This window comes from Kribbella solani, from assembly GCF_014205295.1.
GTDB classification, from domain to species: domain Bacteria; phylum Actinomycetota; class Actinomycetes; order Propionibacteriales; family Kribbellaceae; genus Kribbella; species Kribbella solani.
This window is the reverse complement of the sequence record NZ_JACHNF010000001.1, coordinates 4,831,071-4,847,356: the sequence shown is the minus strand read 5'-3', so window position 1 is coordinate 4,847,356 and position 16,286 is coordinate 4,831,071. Positions and strand designations below refer to the sequence as shown.

Sequence of the window (16,286 nt, the reverse complement as noted above, 5' to 3'; positions counted from 1 at the left end):
CTTCGCTCCTCAGCGCGAGAGCGGCACCTTGTTGTCCGGGTAGAGGTCGGGGATCGGGATCGGCATCCGCCACAGGTGCGAGTCCGCGTGGATCATCCCGTGCCGGATCGCGACGAACCGGAGCAGGCGGAGCGGGCCGGCGATCAGGATGAAGGCCAGCGGGAGCTCGATCAGCACCGCACTCAGCATCGCCTGAAGCAGATCGCTTCCGTGCTGGCTGGTCATCACGTCGAACCAGGCGTCGCAGACCAGCAGCACACCGGTCGCGAACCCGGTCGGGAAGACGTACTGCTTGCGCCGCCAGCCGGCCCACGCGGTCAGGAGCAGCATCGTGACCAGCAGCAGATCGAACCCGACCCAGGTGCCGCCCCAGTTTCGGGCCACATAGTGGTACGGCAACGTGGCCGCGAGGTACACGGTCCAGGGAATCAGTGCGACCGCGCAGAGCAGGAGCACTATGCTCCGCCACTTGCGCAGCCGCTGGATCGTCCGCGCGGACGGCAGCCCGTGCGGGCGCGGCGCCAGCCGCTGGATCAACTCCCGGCGCTCGTCCGGCGTCATCGCCGCGATCTCTTCATCGGTCAGCTGCACGATTCGAGTATGCCTTGTGATTGCATTCACAAACTAGTACGATGAGGTTCCGAAGCAACTGTCGATGATGACAGGCGAGGTGTCTGACCATGACCGAGCGCAAGCCACCCGGCATGAAGACCCAGGACTGGGTCGAGGCTCAGCTCCAGCGCGCGCAGCGAGCCGGCGAGTTCGACGACCTGGCCGGTGCCGGGAAGCCGCTGCGGCTGGCCGATTCGCACGACCCGGACTGGTGGGTGAAGGACTTCATCCGCCGGGAGAACATCGAGACCGACGCGCTGCTGCCCTCGGTGGTCCAGCTCCGCAAGGAGAAACAGCAGATCCACGAGAAAGTCCGTGGGATGCGTCGCGAGTCCGAGGTCCGTGACTACCTGGCGGACCTGAACAAGCGGATTCGGCTCAGCATCCGCGATACCACCGGGCCGGTCGTGCCAACGGGTCTGGTGAACGAGGACGCGGTGATCGCCCAGTGGCGGATGGACCGGCCTGCCCGCGAACCCGTCGCGCAACCTTCGGTCGAGCCACGGCCGAAGAAGAAGTCGTTCTGGCAGCGGCTGTTCAGCTGAGCAGTTCGCGGGCCGCGGACTCGATCGTCTCTTCGCTGAGCAGCACCTGGTGCGCGGCGGCGCCCAGCGGGACGTACGAGTCGTGGCTCGTCACGCGGGCCAGCCGGCCGGTGTAGCCGTTGTCGATCAAGGTGGCCAGTACGCCCTCGGACACGCCGCCGGAGCGGCGGGTTTCGTCCGCGACCAGGACCCGTCCGGTGATGGTTGCCTCGCGCAACAGATCGTCGACCGGAAGTGGGGCGAGCCAACGAAGATCCAGGACGCGTACGCCGGGCAGCCGGGCCGCCACGCGCAGGCTCATCGGGATGCCGTTTCCGAACGTGACGATGGTGAGCTCGGTGCCTTCACCGTACGTGCGGCCGCGACCGATCGGTACCGGCTGATCCGGGTACGGGGCGAGCCATTGCTCGTCACCGTCGGCGTACAGATCGCGCCGGTGGTAGAGCGCGATCGGTTCCAGGAAGACACTCACCGTGCCGGCGGAACGGGCAGCCGCCGCGCAGGTGTGCAGCATCGCCGCCGCGTCGTCCGGTCGCGACGGCGAGGCGATCACGATTCCGGGGATGTCACGGAGTACGCCGATCGCGTCGTCGTTGTGGAAATGACCGCCGAAACCCTTCTGGTAGCCGTACCCGGCGATCCGGAGCACCATCGGGTTCGCGTACTGCTCCTGCGAGAAGAACTTCAGCGACGCCGCCTCACCGCGTAGCTGATCCTCGGCGTTGTGCAGGTACGCGAGGTACTGGATCTCGGGCAGCGGGAGCAGTCCGGAGACACCCGCGCCGAGCGCGAGCCCGAGGATCGACTGCTCGTCCAGCAGCGTGTCGAAGACGCGGGCCGGGCCGAAGGACTTCTGCAGACCGCGCGTCACGCCGTACACCCCGCCCTTGCGGCCGACGTCCTCGCCGAAGACCATCGCCTCCGGGAAGGACGCCAGTACGTCGCCGAGCGCGCGGTTGATCGACTGGCTCAACGTCAGCGGCTCGGTGGTCGGGGTTGGTGTCGGCAGGCAGCGCGCGACCGCGTCCGGCTCCGGGAAGCGCAGCGGCGCCGCGACGGCCTCGGCCGTGGTCAGTTGGGGCAAATCCGCGACGTCGGCGGCGATCCGGAGGGCTTCGGCGTGCTTGTCCTCGTACAGCTCGATCACGTCGTCGGCGGTGTAGCCGGAACCCAGGAGGTAGCGGGCCGTACCGATCAGGGGGTCGAGGTCCTCGTCGGCGGCGAGTTCGGCGGGCGATCGGTACGCCGTTTCGACATCGGAGCCGGCGTGGCCGAGCAGGCGGACCGTACGCAGCCGGAGGAAGGCGGGGCGGCGGTTCCTTCTGACGAAGGTGGCCGCCTCGGTCGCCATCGCGAAGGCGGCGTCCAGGTCGGTGCCGTCCGCGTCGAAGTACCGCAGGCCGGGTCGCTGGCCGTACGCCTGCCGGATCCAGCCGTCCGGCGTACGGACGCTGATGCCGATGCCGTTGTCCTCACAGACCAGCAGCAAAGGCATCGGCAAGCCCTGGTACGAGGCGTGCAACGCGGCGTTGATCGCGCCGGCCGCGGTCGAATGATTCGCGGACGCGTCGCCGAAGCTGGTCACCACGATCGCGTCCGACGGCCACGGGGACGGTACACCGAGTTTCGCCGACCGGGCCAGCGAGAACGCGACGCCCATCGCCCGCGGCAGGTGCGACGCGATCGTCGACGTCTGCGGGATGATCGCGAGCTCGTGCCGGCCGAACACCTTGTGCCGGCCGCCCGCGATCGGTTCGGTGGTCGCCGCCGCGACGCCGAGCAGGATGTCGCGGAGGCCGTCCTTCGAACCGCACTGCGCGGCGCGGGTCAGGTAGAAGGCGCCGGAACGGTAGTGCAGCAGTGCCGGGTCGGTCGGCTGCACCGCGGCCGCGACCGCCGCGTTGCCCTCGTGACCGGCCGAACCGATCGTGTAGAACCCGGTGCCCCGCGACTGCATCCAGCGGGCGGCGAGATCGGCGTGCCGGCTGCCCAGCTGGGCGTCGAACAGGGTCCGGAGCAACTCGGGATCGTGCTCCCACGGCACCGGGGCGAGGCCGCGGACGCGGTCGGCGAAGGTCCTCATCTGCCCATGATCCGGGAAGATCGGGCCGGGAACACCCAGCACCCACCCTTCGAACACCCGCGCCCGGTGATCGGCCGCGCCCTTCGCGCGGAGGTCGCCTGCACTCCGGCAGCTGATCGGAGGTGGTCCGCCGGGTGCGGGTGCGGTGATGCTTGCGGCTGATCGGTTGGTCGGGGTGTGGCCGGGGAAGGTTGTGAGGGTTCGAGGTTCCCGGTGGGGGAACCGTGTGGCCGGGACGTTCGTTCAACCCGGGAGGGGGACTTGTGGGGTGTGGTGACGGTGAGTGAGATGCGGTGATACTTCTTTCCGCGGTGATTCGGCGGGTCGGGCTCGCGGCCAGTCTCGGAGTCGGGACGGCCGGGGTGCTGGCGGGCGTCATGCTGCTCGGGCCGGCGGCCGCGTCGATTCTGCTTGTGGCGGTGTTCGCGCTGGTCTGGCCGTTGGCGGCAGTAGTCCGGCATGTCGCGGACGAGGCGCCGTACGGGTCTGCGGCGCTGGTCGCGGCGACCGCGGCCGGGGCTGTGCTGTGTCTACCGGGGCTGGTGCGGCTGCTCGCGTGGGGTGCACTGGGTGTGACGACGGCGCTGTTCTTCGCGCTGCTGTTCGTGCTGATCGATCTGCTGGTGCCGGAGCGCGAGGTGGTTCGGCGACCGTCGCGAAAGCAGCGCCGGCTGCAGCGGTTGACCGAGACGCAGTTGGCTGATGACGAGCGGCTGATCGAGTCACTGCAGTGCCCGTTGAGCGTCGAGGAGTTGTGCGGGGTGTGGTCGGACACCGTGACCCAGCTCGCGCAAGGCGCCGGCATCCGCGACCGGCAGGCGGTCGCCGAAGTACGCCGAATCTGTCTGGACGAGTTCGAACGCCGAAACCCGTCCGGCTTCCAACGCTGGCTGGACGCCGGCGCACCGGCCAACCCAGGGCACTACTTACTCCCCATGCCAGGCGAAGGCCCCAGCGCCAACTAACTGCTGCCCTCCGCCAACTGCCGTTGGTCGTCCGAGCGGCCGTTCGCCGGCGTGGAGTCGTGGGTCGCCCGGCGGTTGTTGTTCATCACCCGCGCGGTAGGTCAGAGGCGGTTGTAGCGTTTGCGGGCTTCTCGGCTTTCCTTCTGGGCGTCGCGGGCGACTCGACGGGCGGTGTCCAGTTCGGTGCCGAGCCGATGGACCAGCGCCTGAGCTTCGGTCAGCGTGTCCCGGGCGTCGTCCAGTTGAGTATCCAGATCCTCAACCGTCGCCTCAGCAGCCTGCGCCGCCGCAACCGCATCCTCGAACACCCGCTTGGCCTCAGCCCGAACCACCGCCTCCCGCTCAGCCGCCTCCCGCTCAGCTGCCTCCCGCTCTTCCCGCTCGCGCTGAGCAGCCTGCTCGCCGCTCGCCGCCGCACGAGCGGCGGCTGCCTCGTCCTGCTCGGCTGCGGTGTCCTGATCCTCGGCAGCGCCGCGCCCGGTGAGTCGGCCGCCCCCACCGCCGTCCTTCGAGGTGGTTTTCGCCGCGGCCCGACGAGGGGAATGGCGTTGGGGGGTGAGGAGGGTGACGTTGGAAGGTTCGCCGGTTTCGTCCACCACGCCGAAGCCGACGTGACGGAGGGCGCTGCTCAGGTGGCCTTCGCGGACGGCGGCTCCCGCGGCCGGGTCCACCAGCGCGGCGTCGAGCGTCTCCCGCAGCTTCTGCGCGACATCCCCGCTGAGCTTCTGCCCTTCGTCCCCAGCCAGCCGAGCCGCCACTTTGGACAGGTTGTCCAGCAGCTGATGCCGTCGCGGCGTCAGCTCCCGCAGCCGATCCCCATCGAGGTCAGCCGTCGCCTCCCGGAACTCGTCCCCGAGCGCGAGCAGCTCGTCCAACTCGTCCGGCACCTGCCGCGCGACCAGGTTCGTGACCCAGGCCGCGACCGTCGGCTTCCGGAGGGCCTTCAGCCGGGTCGACCCCAGCGCGTCCCCGTCGGCCTTCAGCTGCTTGGCCAGCGCGTTCCGGCTGGCGATGAAGTCACCGGCCGGCGCGGCGTACAACGCGTCCGCGGCCTCCTCGAAGTCCACGAAACCGACGCTACCGCACCGAAGGACAGGAGGTAGTGGGCTTCAGCACGCTTCGCCACACCGACCGCACGCTCAGCAATCCCGGTCGCCGGGACTACCTCCTGTCGTTAGGGGCGGTTGCGAGCTCGCTGCGGAGGGTTTCGAGGATGCCGCGGAGCAGGCGGGAGACCTGCATCTGGCTGACGCCGAGTTCGTTGCCGATTTCTTCCTGGGTCAGGCCGTTGCAGAAGCGCAGTTCGAGGATGCGTTTGTCCCGGTCGGCCAGGTTGGCGACCGCTGGTGTCAGGGTGTGGACGTTCTCGACCAGGTCGTACCCGTTCTCGGCGTCGGCGACCGTTTCCAGCAAACTCGTTCCGCCTTCTTGCGTACCGGGTGCGTCCAGCGACAGCGTGTTGAAGCAGCCGCGGACCGACGTGGCCTCCGCGATTTCGGCCGGCGCGGTGCCCAGCGCTTCGGCGGTCTCCGCGTTGCTGGGTACGTGCCCGAGCCGCTGGATCAGCTCCGGCTCGGCGGCAGCGATGGTGCCCTGCATTTCCTGGACCCGGCGCGGCGGCCGGATCGTCCACGCGCAGTCGCGGAAGTACCGCTTCAGTTCACCGCGGATCGTCGGCACCGCGTACGAGAGGAACGCGGTCGCGGCGTCCACCCGGTATCCGTTGGCGGCCTTGATCAGACCCAGGTACGCGACCTGCTCCAGGTCGTCGGCGTCCACTCCTTTGCTGCGGTAGCGGGACGCGATCGAGCGGGCCACCGGAGCGTTCAGCAGCACGACCTCGTCGAGGCACTGCTGATGCCGCGGGTCCGGCACCTCGTCGGCCTCGCACAACAGGTCGTGGGTGACATCGGCGATACGTTGCTTCGATTCTTCGGTACTGACAGCTGCAATCGTCACGGGAGGTACCTCGTCGTGTCGTCGTGCAGGTCAAGTGCCCGGAGGTGCACGGGACACTGGTGGCAAGGGGCTGAACCACGTACCTCCACCAGACCAAAGTCGGGCGGTCGTTTCAAGGGCCGGCCTGTTACGGCTGTTTGAAACGACTGTCGCCTGTCAGTAACTGTCAGGTTTCGATGATTGGCTCGCAGCTGTGAACGATTGCTGCTCAGTCATCGACTTACGCCAGTACACGCTGCATTCCGGTGCGCGGGACACCTTGATCGAGCTCTTCGACGCCGAGTTGGTCGAAGGGCAGGAGGCGACCGGGATGCATATCGCCGGGCAGTTCCGCGATCTGGACAACCCGGACCGGTTCGTCTGGATTCGTGGTTTCCGGGACCTGCCCGCCCGGGCGGACGCGCTGAAGGCGTTCTACTACGGACCCGGCTGGCGTACGCACGCCGCCGCCGCGAACGCCGCAATGGTCGACTCCGACAACGCACTATTGCTCAAACCACTCACCCTCGGCGCCGGCTATCCGCGCCTCGATTCGGTACGGCCTGACGCGCCGGCGGGATCGGTCATCGGCGGCGCGGTCTATCACCGTGGATCGGCGGACGACGGTTTCGTGGCGTTCTTCACTGACCAGATCGTTCCGGTGCTCGCCGAGACCGGGGCGGAACCGGTCGCGGTGCTGGAGTCTCTGGTTGCCGAGAACAACTTTCCTGCGCTGCCGTTGCGGGACGAGGTGGTGCTCGTCTGGCTGGCCCGGTTCGCTGACGACGCGGCGTACGCCGAGCATCGCCGCCAGCTGGACGCGTCGCCGGGGTGGCGGCAGCACGTGCTGCCCGAGCTGGTCAGCCGGACGGTACGGCCGTCGCAGGAGCTGCGCCTCCGGCCGACGACCCGCTCGCAGTTCCGCTGACCCCGACGCTGACCCCGACGCTGATCCTGACGCTGAACGCGGCGGCCGAGCAGCAGGCGGCTCCGTGATGTGGTCGGAATAAATACGTTGCGGCGTTCGGCGGCAGCGGGCATTCTGGGGGTCGAGCGGCGGCGCGAGCTGCCTGGACTAAGGAGGGCTGACGGATGGCTATCACTGTGCTGCGGCATGTCCGCGTCAGTCCCACCTCTCTGTTCAGGAGCATCTCCGTTGTCTTCCGAGTACGAACTGTCTGACTCTTTCTCCGACCTCGACTCCCGCTGGGCCGAATTCACCGGCGACGAGTCCCAACCAGATCCGGCTGACGCCTACGTCTTCCAGTTCCAGTCGATCAGCGAAGAACTGGGCCCGGATCAGCGGTGGACCACCTGGCTGGACGTCGAGCGCGGCTCTCGCGGCCCGGAACCACGACCCGATTGGGTGGTGACGGAACAGGCCGCGATCGATACCGAGCTCGGCGTCCTCAAAACCGGCAAGGAAGCCGACGTCTTCCTGCTCGAACGTGCCGTCCAGGCGATCGGCGACAACCCGGCGAAGTCGTCGCTGCTGGCCGCGAAGCGGTACCGCACCGAAGAGCACCGGTCCTTCCACCGCAGTACTTCGTACGTCGAAGGCCGCCGGACCCGGAACAGCCGGGACGCGCGGGCGATGGCGAAGAAGAGTTCGCACGGCCGTAGCGTCGCGGCCGGCCAATGGGCGTACGCCGAATGGGACGCGCTGAACCGGCTCTGGAAAGCCGGTGTCCCGGTGCCGTACCCGGTGCAGGTGGACGGTACCGAACTGCTGATGGAGTTCATCGACGACGGTGCCGGCGGCGCCGCGCCCCGGCTCGCCCAGGTACGGCCGTCGAAGGAACTGCTCGGTCAGTACTTCGAGCAGCTTCGCGGCGGGATGCGGGAGCTGGCCCGGGCCGGCCTCGCGCACGGTGACCTGTCGCCGTACAACGTGCTCGCGCAGGGGGAGCGGATCGTGATGATCGACCTCCCGCAGGTGGTCGATATCGTTGGTAACCCCAAGGGTATGGACTTCCTGCTGCGCGACTGCCACAACATGGCCACCTGGTTCACCAACCGCGGCCTGGAGATCGACGAGCAGGAGCTGTTCGCCGACCTCCTATCGATGGTGTTCTGAATCAACACAGTTAGCCGACGACGGCGGCGGCGGCCGCTCGCCCGGCCGTCCGGCCGGTGAACAGGCAGCCGCCGACGAAGGTGCCTTCGAGCGAGCGGTAGCCGTGTACGCCGCCGCCGCCGAAGCCGGCCACCTCGCCGGCCGCGTACACCCCGGGCAGCGGGGTGCCGTCGGCGCGCAGGACCCGGGAGTCGAGGTCGGTCTGCAGACCGCCGAGGGACTTCCGGGTCAGGATGTTCAGCCGGACGGCGATCAGCGGACCGGCCTTGGGATCGAGGATCCGGTGCGGCGTCGCGACCCGGATCAGTTTGTCGCCGCGGTAGTTCCGGGCGCCGCGCAGTGCGGTCACCTGGAGGTCCTTGGTGAAGGTGTTGGTCAGCTCCCGGTCCCGGGCGACGATCTGCCGTTCCAGGTCGTCCAGCTTGATCAGGTTCTCGCCGGTCAGATCGTTCATCCCCCGGACCAGATCCGGAAGGTTGCCTCGGACAACGAAGTCGGCACCTTTGTCCATGAAGGCCTGCACCGGAGGCGTGGCGCCACCGCGGGCCCGGCCGAGTACGCCCTTGACGTCCTTGTTGGTCAGATCCGGGTTCTGCTCCTGGCCGGAGAGCGCGAACTCCTTCTCGATGATCTTCTGGGTGAGCACGAACCAGGTGTAGTCGTACCCGGTACGCATGATGTGTTCGAGCGTGCCCAGGGTGTCGAAGCCGGGAAACAACGGCACCGGTAGCCGCTTCCCGGTCGCGTCGAACCAGAGCGACGACGGGCCGGGCAGGATCCGGATGCCGTGCATCGGCCAGATCGGATCCCAGTTCTGGATGCCTTCGGTGTAGTGCCACATCCGGTCCCGGTTCACGTACCGGCCGCCGGCCTGCTCGGTGATCGCGAGCATCCGGCCGTCGACGTGCGCCGGTACGCCGCTGATCATCCGCTTCGGCGGCTCGCCCATCCGCCGCGGCCATTGCGAGCGGACCAGGTCGTGGTTGCCGCCGATCCCGCCGGACGTCACGATCACCGCCTGTGCGGTCAGCTGGAAGTCCGCGACTTCGGCGCGTGAACTCGACACCCCGCGCGGTACGTCGCTGGGCTCGAGTACCTTGCCGGCAACGCCATCGACGACGCCGTTCGTCACGGTCAGCTCGTCGACGCGATGCCGGAACCGGAACTCGACCAGCCCTTGGGCGGCCGCCTCGCGGACCCGTCGTTCGAACGGCGCGACCAGCCCCGGTCCCGTACCCCAGGTGATGTGGAACCGGGGCACCGAGTTGCCATGACCGTCGGCGTTGTACCCGCCGCGCTCGGCCCAGCCGACGACCGGGAAGAACCGCACGCCCTGGGCATGCAGCCAGGGGCGCTTCTCACCGGCGGCCCAGTCGACGTACGCCTCGGCCCACTGCCGGGCCCACTTGTCCTCGTCGTCCAGCCGGTCGAACCCGGCCGAGCCGAGCCAGTCCTGCAGGGCGAGGTCGCGGGAGTCCTTGATTCCCATCCGGCGCTGTTCGGGGGAGTCGACGAACATCAGCCCACCGAACGACCAGAACGCCTGTCCGCCGAGCGATGCCTCGGGTTCCTGGTCGAGCAGCAGCACCTTCCGGCCCGCGTCGGCCAGTTCGGCGGTCGCGGCCAGCCCGGCCAGCCCCGCCCCGACGACAATCACATCAGCGTCCATGTCGACCATGTATAGCGCACTTGCGAAGATGTGGCGGTGACGATTCTTTCTGCGCAAAACGTCGTGCTTCCCGCAGCTTCGCTCGGTCCGGAGAACCCGCTCGCGCCGTTGCGTACGCAACGTGAACTGCATCGGGTGGAGAACCTCGCCGAACTTCCGGCCGACCTGCGGACGAACATCGAGTACGGGCAACTGCACAGTCCGCTGCCGTGCCTGAACCAGGACGGGTACGACCGCACGCTCGTCGAGACGGCGTTGCCCGCGCTCGTACTGGAGAACGACCATGTCCGTGCGACCGTGCTGCCAAGTCTGGGTGGTCGGCTGTACTCGCTGATCCACCACGGGACCGAGCTGCTCTACCGCAACCCGGTGTTCCAGCCCGCGAACCTCGCGCTGCGCAATGCCTGGTTCGCCGGTGGCGTCGAGTGGAACCTCGGTAGCACTGGTCACTGGACAGGTACGTGCGCGCCGATGCATGCCGCCCGGGTAGACGGTCCGGACGGTACGCCCGTACTGCGGCTGTGGGAGCTTGAGCGGACGCGCAACCTCGTCACCCAGCTGGACTTCTGGCTGCCCGCTGACTCGGAGTTCCTGTACGTGGGTGTCCGGCTGCAGAACCCGTCAGACGCTGACGTACCTGCGTACTGGTGGTCGAACATCGCCGTACCGGAGTCAGCGGACAGGCGGGTACTAGTGCCGGCCGACCAGGCGTGGCGGTACGGGTACGGCAGCCGGCTCGACCTGATCGACGTACCGCACTACGAGGGCACCGACCTGACCTACCCGGCGCGGCACCTGCGCGCAGTGGACTTCTTCTTCGAACCACGTGCGGACGAACAGCCGTGGATCGCTTCAGTTGACGGCTCGGGTACAGGCCTGGTGCAGGCGTCGACCGAACGGCTACAGGGCCGGAAGCTGTTCGTCTGGGGTCAGGGCGATGGCGGCCACCGGTGGCAGGAGTGGCTGTCGCCTGGCCTCGAAGCCGGTGGGTACGCCGAGATCCAGGCTGGTCTCGCCCGTACGCAGATGGAGCACTTGCGACTGCCTGCGGCAACAGACTGGCACTGGTTGGAGGCGTACGGCCGGCTGACCGTGGATCCGGCTGCAGCGCATGCAGATGACTGGCACACCGCCCGTACCGCCGGGGCGACCGCACTGAGCCCACTGCTGGACGGACTGGGTGACCGGGAACAGCAATGGCAGCAGATCGCCGACGCGGCACCAGCGGAGGTACTGGCGGTTGGCTCTGGCTGGGGTGCGCTGGAGCTCGCCCGGACCGGTTGGGCGGTGTCAGCCGGTACACCGTTCACCGCGGACACGATGACCGCCCGCGAACGCGCATGGCTGCCGCTGCTCGACGGACAGCTGCCGGCGACGCTAGACGTACCGGACGGGACGCTAGTCGCCTGGCGCGAGCTGTTGGAGGCAGCGGAGGACAACTGGCTCGTCTGGTACCACCGTGGCGTCGCACGGCACTACGACGGTGACGAGGCCGGTGCTGTGGAGGCGTGGAAGCGATCAGGCGACAACGCCTGGGCACTGCGCAACCTCGGAACAGTCACCGGCGAGCTGTCGTACTACGAGCGTGCGGTAGAACTTCGGCCCGATCTCGTGCCCTTGGTGGTGGAGGCGATCACGGCCGCGCTGGACACCGACGCGACCCGGGCGGAGCCGATGTTCGAGCACGCGCCGGACGACCCGCGCGTCCAGTTGCTCCGGGTTCGGTACGCGCTGGAGACCGGCGACCCGGCGGCAGCGCACCAACTTCTGGCTGCGGGTATCCAGTTGGCCACCGTCCGTGAAGGGGCGAATCCACTCGCCGACTACTGGCTGGCCGCCGAGGAGGCACTTGGCACCAACCGGCCGGTGCCGGCCCGGTATCAGTTCGGAATGGGCGGAAACTGACAACTTCAGGTCAACTCTACCTCTAGTAACACCGCTCCACCGGGCTCTACCATGGTGCTGTAGAAAAGAATCCGTACCCGAGTGGAACCAAGTGGAGTCCGGTGGCGTCTCACCGGTGTGCGGCAAGGGCCGCGCAAGGCAGTTACGACAACGACGACCGCGCTGCTTGCGGGCGGCGCGTCGGGGGTGAGTGCCATGTTGACGATCGTTGTACTAGGTGGGTTCGGCCTGGTGCTGGTGGTCGCGGCTTTCGTCGTGACCGAGGTCCTGGCCGGTCTGCGCCGGGACGAACTCCCTACCGGCACAGAGGAAAAGACCGCGGGACGAGTGATCCGGGTCCGTGGCCCGGTCCGTGGTCAACTGGAGAGTGGTGCTCCGGCGGTGTACACCGAAGTCATCGTCGAGTACTACACCCGCCGGGGTGAGGGACCGTACGAGGTCGCTCGCAAGTTCCCGGTCGGGAGCCGGCTTACTTACGCGAAGGGCGATCGGGTGATCGTCGCGTACGACGTCCGGACGCCCCGCCGGGCCCGCCTGGCCGGGCGGGTCAGCCACTGGCCGACCCTGGGACCGCAGTCCGCGGCCAGGGCGGCCTGAACAGCCGGGCGTGACCGTCCTGCTTGAGCCTTCTCCGGCTCAAGCAGGAAGATGTGGGGCGAGCAGGTTGTAGAGCACCGGGCGCCCCTGTGCCAGCACGTATGCGGCCTCCGCTTCGGGCAGCCGGTCGGCCAGATGGGCCAGCGCCTCGCCCATGGCGATGCACAGCGTCACCGCCAGCGGCAGCTCGGCGGTGTCCCGCGCGCCGAAGCGCAGCACCAGCAGCTCCGCGAACTCACCGGCATGCTGGTCGTCGAACTCGCCGGGCTTCGCCTCCAGGTCCGGATCGCCGAGCCCGCTCAGCACCACCGCCTTGAACCCCGGGTCGGTCCGGTGCATGTCCCGGAACGTGTCCAGCGTGACGTCGACCGCCGAGCGCCAGCTGGTCACCTCCGCCAGCCGCTCCCGGACCGCCTCCGTGTACCGCGCCTGGTTCCGCCGCTCGATCGCCTGCACCAGACTGCGCTTGTCCGGGAAGTACCGGTAGACGCTGCCGACCGCGATCTCGGCCCGTTTCGCGATCCCGCTCGTCGACGCCGCGTCGTACCCGCGCTCGACCACCTCGGCGCAGGCCGCGTCCAGAATGCGCTCGACCTGGCGGTTCGCCCGGTCCTGGGTCGGAGTACGGCGGAGCGGATACGCACCCGAAGTCACCATTCACTTATTGTCCACGCTGAGCGGGACATCGTTGCCACTCGTTTGTGACAGATTGCCGTCAATCGACGGAGGGGAATTCCTTATGCGCTTCAGTAAGACGCTCGTCGCCGGCCTGGTTTCCGCCGCGGTCGCCGCCTCGGGGACCGCGATCGGTACCCGGCACGACTCGCAGCCCGCCGGGTCTGCTTTACGGCTCAACCAGCTGCAGGTCGTCGGCGCGCACAACTCGTACCATCGCGAGCTCAGCCCGGCGGAGCAGAAGGTCCAGCAGCAGCAGAACCCCGGCTCGGTGGACCTCTGGTACTCGCACGCGCCGATCGGGCAGCAGCTCGAGGACCAGAACGTCCGGGCACTCGAGCTCGACCTGCTGCCCGATCCACAGGGTGGCCTGTACACGTACCCACTGATCCGGAAGCTGACCGGGCAGGGACCGCTGACCGATCCGGCGATGGCGAAGCCGGGGATCAAGGTCCTGCACATTCCGGACTTCGACTACAACACGACCTGCGACACCTTCGTACTGTGCCTGCAGCAGGTGAAGACCTGGTCGGACGCGCACCCGTCGCACGTACCGATCGCGATCAACCTCGAACTCAAGCAGTCCGACCCGAACGTGGTCGCCGCCGGTGGGGTGAAGGCGCCGCCGTGGGACGCCGCGAACCTCGACAGCGTCGACACCGAGATCCGGTCGGTGTTCGCCGAGGACGAGATCCTGACACCCGACGACGTACGCAAGCCCGGCCTCACCCTTGAGCAGTCCGTACTGACCAAGGGCTGGCCGACGCTGAAGCAGGCCCGCGGTCAGGTGATGTTCTACTTCGACAACGGTGGGCCGGGCGCGATCCGGGACACGTACACGGCCGGCCGGCCGAGCCTGGAAGGGCGCGCGGTCTTCACTCGCGGTCCGGAGGGCGCGCCGGACGCGGCGATCACCCAGGTGAACGATCCGCGCGGTACGAACCAGGCCGAGATCCAGCGCCTGGTGAAGAAGGGGTACCTGGTCCGGACCCGTTCGGACGAACCGATGTCGACGATCCGGGACAAGGACTACACCCGGCTCGGGATCGCCTTGGCCAGTGGCGCCCAGTTCGTGACCACCGACTTCCCGGTCGCGGGCATGGCGGCTCGGTACGACAGTGACTACGTTGCCAAGCTGCCTGGGCACACGCCGGTACGCTCCAACCCGGTGACAACGTCCGCGAAGGCGGCTGTTTCGGAGGGATGATCCGATGTCGGAGCATGTGGTTGACGTCAGCTGGAGCCGCGGCGAGCACGAGTTCACGTACGAGAACTACGACCGCGACCACGAGTGGCGCTTCGACGGCGGCGTCACGGTGCCCGGCTCGGCCAACCCCGCGTACCGCGGGAATCCGGGTCCGGTCGATCCGGAGGAGGCGTTCGTGGCGGCGCTGTCGTCCTGCCACATGCTCACCTTTCTGGCGATCGCGGCCCGGAAGCGGCTGGTGGTCGACTCGTACGACGACCACGCGGTCGGCGTGATGGCGAAGAACGCGGCCGGCCGGCTGGCGATCACCGAAGTGACCCTGCACCCGGAGATCGGCTGGGGCGGTACCGAGCCGGACGCCGCGACGATCGAGCGGATCCATCACCTGGCCCACCAGGAGTGTTTCATCGCGAACTCGGTGAGCACCGAGATCACTGTTGCTACTGGCAAATAAAACCACCCGCCGACCGGCCTGAGCCTCGCGCAAGCGGCGTCAGGACGGTCGGCGGGTGGTGGGTCGGCGCACCTCCGTGGCGGTACGCCGGTAACGAATCCGGGGGCGCTTCGCACTGGGCGCCTCTGCGTTCGGTGTGCGACTTCCGTGCGGTCTGGCTCGGTGGGCGAGACCGTCCGGGTGCGCCACCCGGGTTCGTTCGTCCGGCTGGCGCCTGTTACTGCTCGGCGGCGGCGTCGGTCCGGTCGTCGGTGGTCATCGGGGCCTCGATGGCGAGGAGGTCCTCGAGCCGGCGAACCTGCTCGGTGGCCATCGTGCTCATCAGTCGGTGGATCGTCATGCCGGTGAGACGCGGCAGTCGGCCAGGTATGACGGGAATCCGGAATGTGACCTGAGTCACTACTTCTCGTCGAGCCCGTCCGGCCGGAGCGGGACCAGTTCGCGAGCCTGCTCGTACGGCGTGCCGGACAACTCGAGCAGGTCGACGATCGTGGACCGGAGCTGGCCGAGCACCACGACCGCGGACAGTCCGCTCGGCAGGGGCAGCTCCGCCGTACGCCGGCCGAGCTCGCCGAGTACACGCTGCGCGGCCACGTCGGCGGCGGGCTCGAACAGGGATTCGCCGATCAGCCGCGTACCGTCGGCGAGGCGCTCGAACAGCATCGGGTACTCGGTCGGCATCGCCTCGTCCCGCCAGACCGAGACGGCACACCGGCGTACGAGGACGCGGATGTTCCGGATCGCGCGGTCCAGCGGTACGACCAGGTCCGCGATCTCCTGCACCCGGCCGCGATGCCGGCGGCGGAACGGGGACAACCGGACGACGGCGACTCCCTCGGCCGCGGCACTGCGCAGGTCGTCCAGCCGTGACTCGCTCGCGCGGGCGCGGCGGAGCGCGTCCGTGAGCGCCTCCTCGTCGCGGGCACGCAGTCCGTCGGCGGTCTCGACCAGGATCTCGGCCAGTTCGTTCAGTACGCCCGTGGCCTGCTGCCGCGGGCGTCTGATCGCCGCCGCCGGGGCGATCGTGGCGGCGGCGAGCGCGACCAGGCCGCCGAGCACCGCGTCCAGCCAGCGGCTGAAACCGGCGGACGGATTCGGCAGCAGCGTGGTCACGATGGCTGCCTGGACACCGGCCTGGGTGGTCATCAGATTGCCCGCGCCGAGCAGCACCGCGACGCTCATCGCGAGCGCGATCACGAAGACGATCTGCACGAGGCCGGTACCGAAGACGCGGACGAACAGGTCGCCGACGCCGACCCCGACCGCGACACCGACCATCACCTCGGCGACCCGGCGCAACCGCTGTCCGAAGCTGAACCCGAGGCAGACCATCGCGGCCACCGGCGCGAAGAACGGCTGCTTGTGACCGAGCGCGTACCGGGCCAGCGCCCACGCGATGCCGGCGGCGAGCGCGCACTGGGCGATGAAGAACGACCGGTCCCGCCAGCGGTTCACCCGTTTCCGGATCGAGGCACGTGACCGCCGGGCGGCCTGCGGGGCGATGTCGTCCCGCAGTTCCCGCAACTGGTCCAACGTCAGCCTGACCGGATCCACGGCCC

General features: G+C 68.6%; 16 protein-coding genes. 8 read left to right on the top strand and 8 right to left on the bottom strand.

The features are described 5' to 3' along the window. Nucleotides 1-9: 9 nt before the first annotated feature. On the bottom strand, nt 10-591 hold the full coding sequence (locus HDA44_RS22085; protein ID WP_202887492.1) for a hypothetical protein: 582 nt from the start codon (nt 589-591) through the stop codon (nt 10-12). Nucleotides 592-680: 89 nt separating this feature from the next. On the opposite strand from HDA44_RS22085, the gene HDA44_RS22080 reads away from it, so the two are divergent. After that, entirely contained in the window at nt 681-1,157 is a 477-nt protein-coding gene (locus HDA44_RS22080; RefSeq protein WP_184837351.1) for a DnaJ family domain-containing protein, read from the top strand. Here HDA44_RS22080 and HDA44_RS22075 read toward each other — a convergent pair. Further along, entirely contained in the window at nt 1,150-3,240 is a 2,091-nt protein-coding gene (locus HDA44_RS22075) for a thiamine pyrophosphate-dependent enzyme (RefSeq protein WP_184837349.1), read from the bottom strand. The genes HDA44_RS22080 and HDA44_RS22075 overlap by 8 nt on opposite strands. Nucleotides 3,241-3,533: 293 nt before the next feature. Here HDA44_RS22075 and HDA44_RS22070 point away from each other — a divergent pair, with 293 nt between their 5' ends. Further along, entirely contained in the window at nt 3,534-4,205 is a 672-nt protein-coding gene (locus HDA44_RS22070; RefSeq protein ID WP_202887491.1) for a hypothetical protein, read from the top strand. Between the two features lie 101 nt (nt 4,206-4,306). Here HDA44_RS22070 and HDA44_RS22065 read toward each other — a convergent pair whose 3' ends face one another. Further along, a complete protein-coding gene (locus HDA44_RS22065) occupies nt 4,307-5,272 on the bottom strand; it encodes a hypothetical protein (RefSeq protein ID WP_184837347.1) in 966 nt (321 codons plus the stop codon). A gap of 94 nt (nt 5,273-5,366) precedes the next feature. Next, nucleotides 5,367-6,164, bottom strand: a complete 798-nt coding sequence (locus tag HDA44_RS22060; protein WP_184837345.1) for a sigma-70 family RNA polymerase sigma factor — start codon at nt 6,162-6,164, stop codon at nt 5,367-5,369. Between the two features lie 193 nt (nt 6,165-6,357). Here HDA44_RS22060 and HDA44_RS22055 point away from each other — a divergent pair, with 193 nt between their 5' ends. Both HDA44_RS22055 and HDA44_RS22050 read left to right on the top strand, forming a co-directional pair. Next, complete coding sequence (locus HDA44_RS22055) at nt 6,358-7,071, top strand: NIPSNAP family protein (RefSeq protein WP_184837343.1); 714 nt, start codon at nt 6,358-6,360, stop codon at nt 7,069-7,071. Nucleotides 7,072-7,299: 228 nt separating this feature from the next. Beyond that, complete coding sequence (locus HDA44_RS22050) at nt 7,300-8,220, top strand: serine protein kinase RIO (RefSeq protein WP_238352513.1); 921 nt, start codon at nt 7,300-7,302, stop codon at nt 8,218-8,220. Between the two features lie 10 nt (nt 8,221-8,230). Here HDA44_RS22050 and HDA44_RS22045 read toward each other — a convergent pair whose 3' ends face one another. Further along, a complete protein-coding gene (locus HDA44_RS22045) occupies nt 8,231-9,889 on the bottom strand; it encodes an FAD-binding dehydrogenase (protein WP_184837339.1) in 1,659 nt (552 codons plus the stop codon). Nucleotides 9,890-9,925: 36 nt separating this feature from the next. On the opposite strand from HDA44_RS22045, the gene HDA44_RS22040 reads away from it, so the two are divergent. Further along, on the top strand, nt 9,926-11,794 hold the full coding sequence (locus HDA44_RS22040) for a DUF5107 domain-containing protein (RefSeq protein WP_184837337.1): 1,869 nt from the start codon (nt 9,926-9,928) through the stop codon (nt 11,792-11,794). Nucleotides 11,795-11,989: 195 nt separating this feature from the next. Further along, on the top strand, nt 11,990-12,391 hold the full coding sequence (locus tag HDA44_RS22035; RefSeq protein WP_238352512.1) for a DUF3592 domain-containing protein: 402 nt from the start codon (nt 11,990-11,992) through the stop codon (nt 12,389-12,391). A gap of 39 nt (nt 12,392-12,430) precedes the next feature. On the opposite strand, the gene HDA44_RS22030 is transcribed toward HDA44_RS22035, so the two are convergent. Next, nucleotides 12,431-13,048, bottom strand: coding sequence for a TetR/AcrR family transcriptional regulator (locus HDA44_RS22030; RefSeq protein ID WP_184837335.1), 618 nt, complete (start codon nt 13,046-13,048; stop codon nt 12,431-12,433). An 82-nt stretch (nt 13,049-13,130) separates the two neighbouring features. Here HDA44_RS22030 and HDA44_RS22025 point away from each other — a divergent pair, with 82 nt between their 5' ends. Continuing rightward, nucleotides 13,131-14,273 (top strand): phosphatidylinositol-specific phospholipase C1-like protein, encoded by a 1,143-nt coding sequence (locus HDA44_RS22025; protein WP_184837333.1) that lies wholly within the window; start codon nt 13,131-13,133, stop codon nt 14,271-14,273. A 4-nt stretch (nt 14,274-14,277) separates the two neighbouring features. Beyond that, nucleotides 14,278-14,727: an OsmC family protein gene (locus HDA44_RS22020; protein ID WP_184837331.1), complete on the top strand. Its 450-nt coding sequence runs from the start codon at nt 14,278-14,280 to the stop codon at nt 14,725-14,727. A 217-nt stretch (nt 14,728-14,944) separates the two neighbouring features. Here HDA44_RS22020 and HDA44_RS38180 read toward each other — a convergent pair whose 3' ends face one another. Together HDA44_RS38180 and HDA44_RS22015 are read right to left on the bottom strand one after the other, a co-directional pair. Beyond that, nucleotides 14,945-15,067, bottom strand: coding sequence for a hypothetical protein (locus tag HDA44_RS38180; protein WP_272956430.1), 123 nt, complete (start codon nt 15,065-15,067; stop codon nt 14,945-14,947). Nucleotides 15,068-15,126: 59 nt separating this feature from the next. Next, nucleotides 15,127-16,281: an FUSC family protein gene (locus tag HDA44_RS22015; RefSeq protein ID WP_184837329.1), complete on the bottom strand. Its 1,155-nt coding sequence runs from the start codon at nt 16,279-16,281 to the stop codon at nt 15,127-15,129. Between the last annotated feature and the right edge of the window lie 5 nt (nt 16,282-16,286).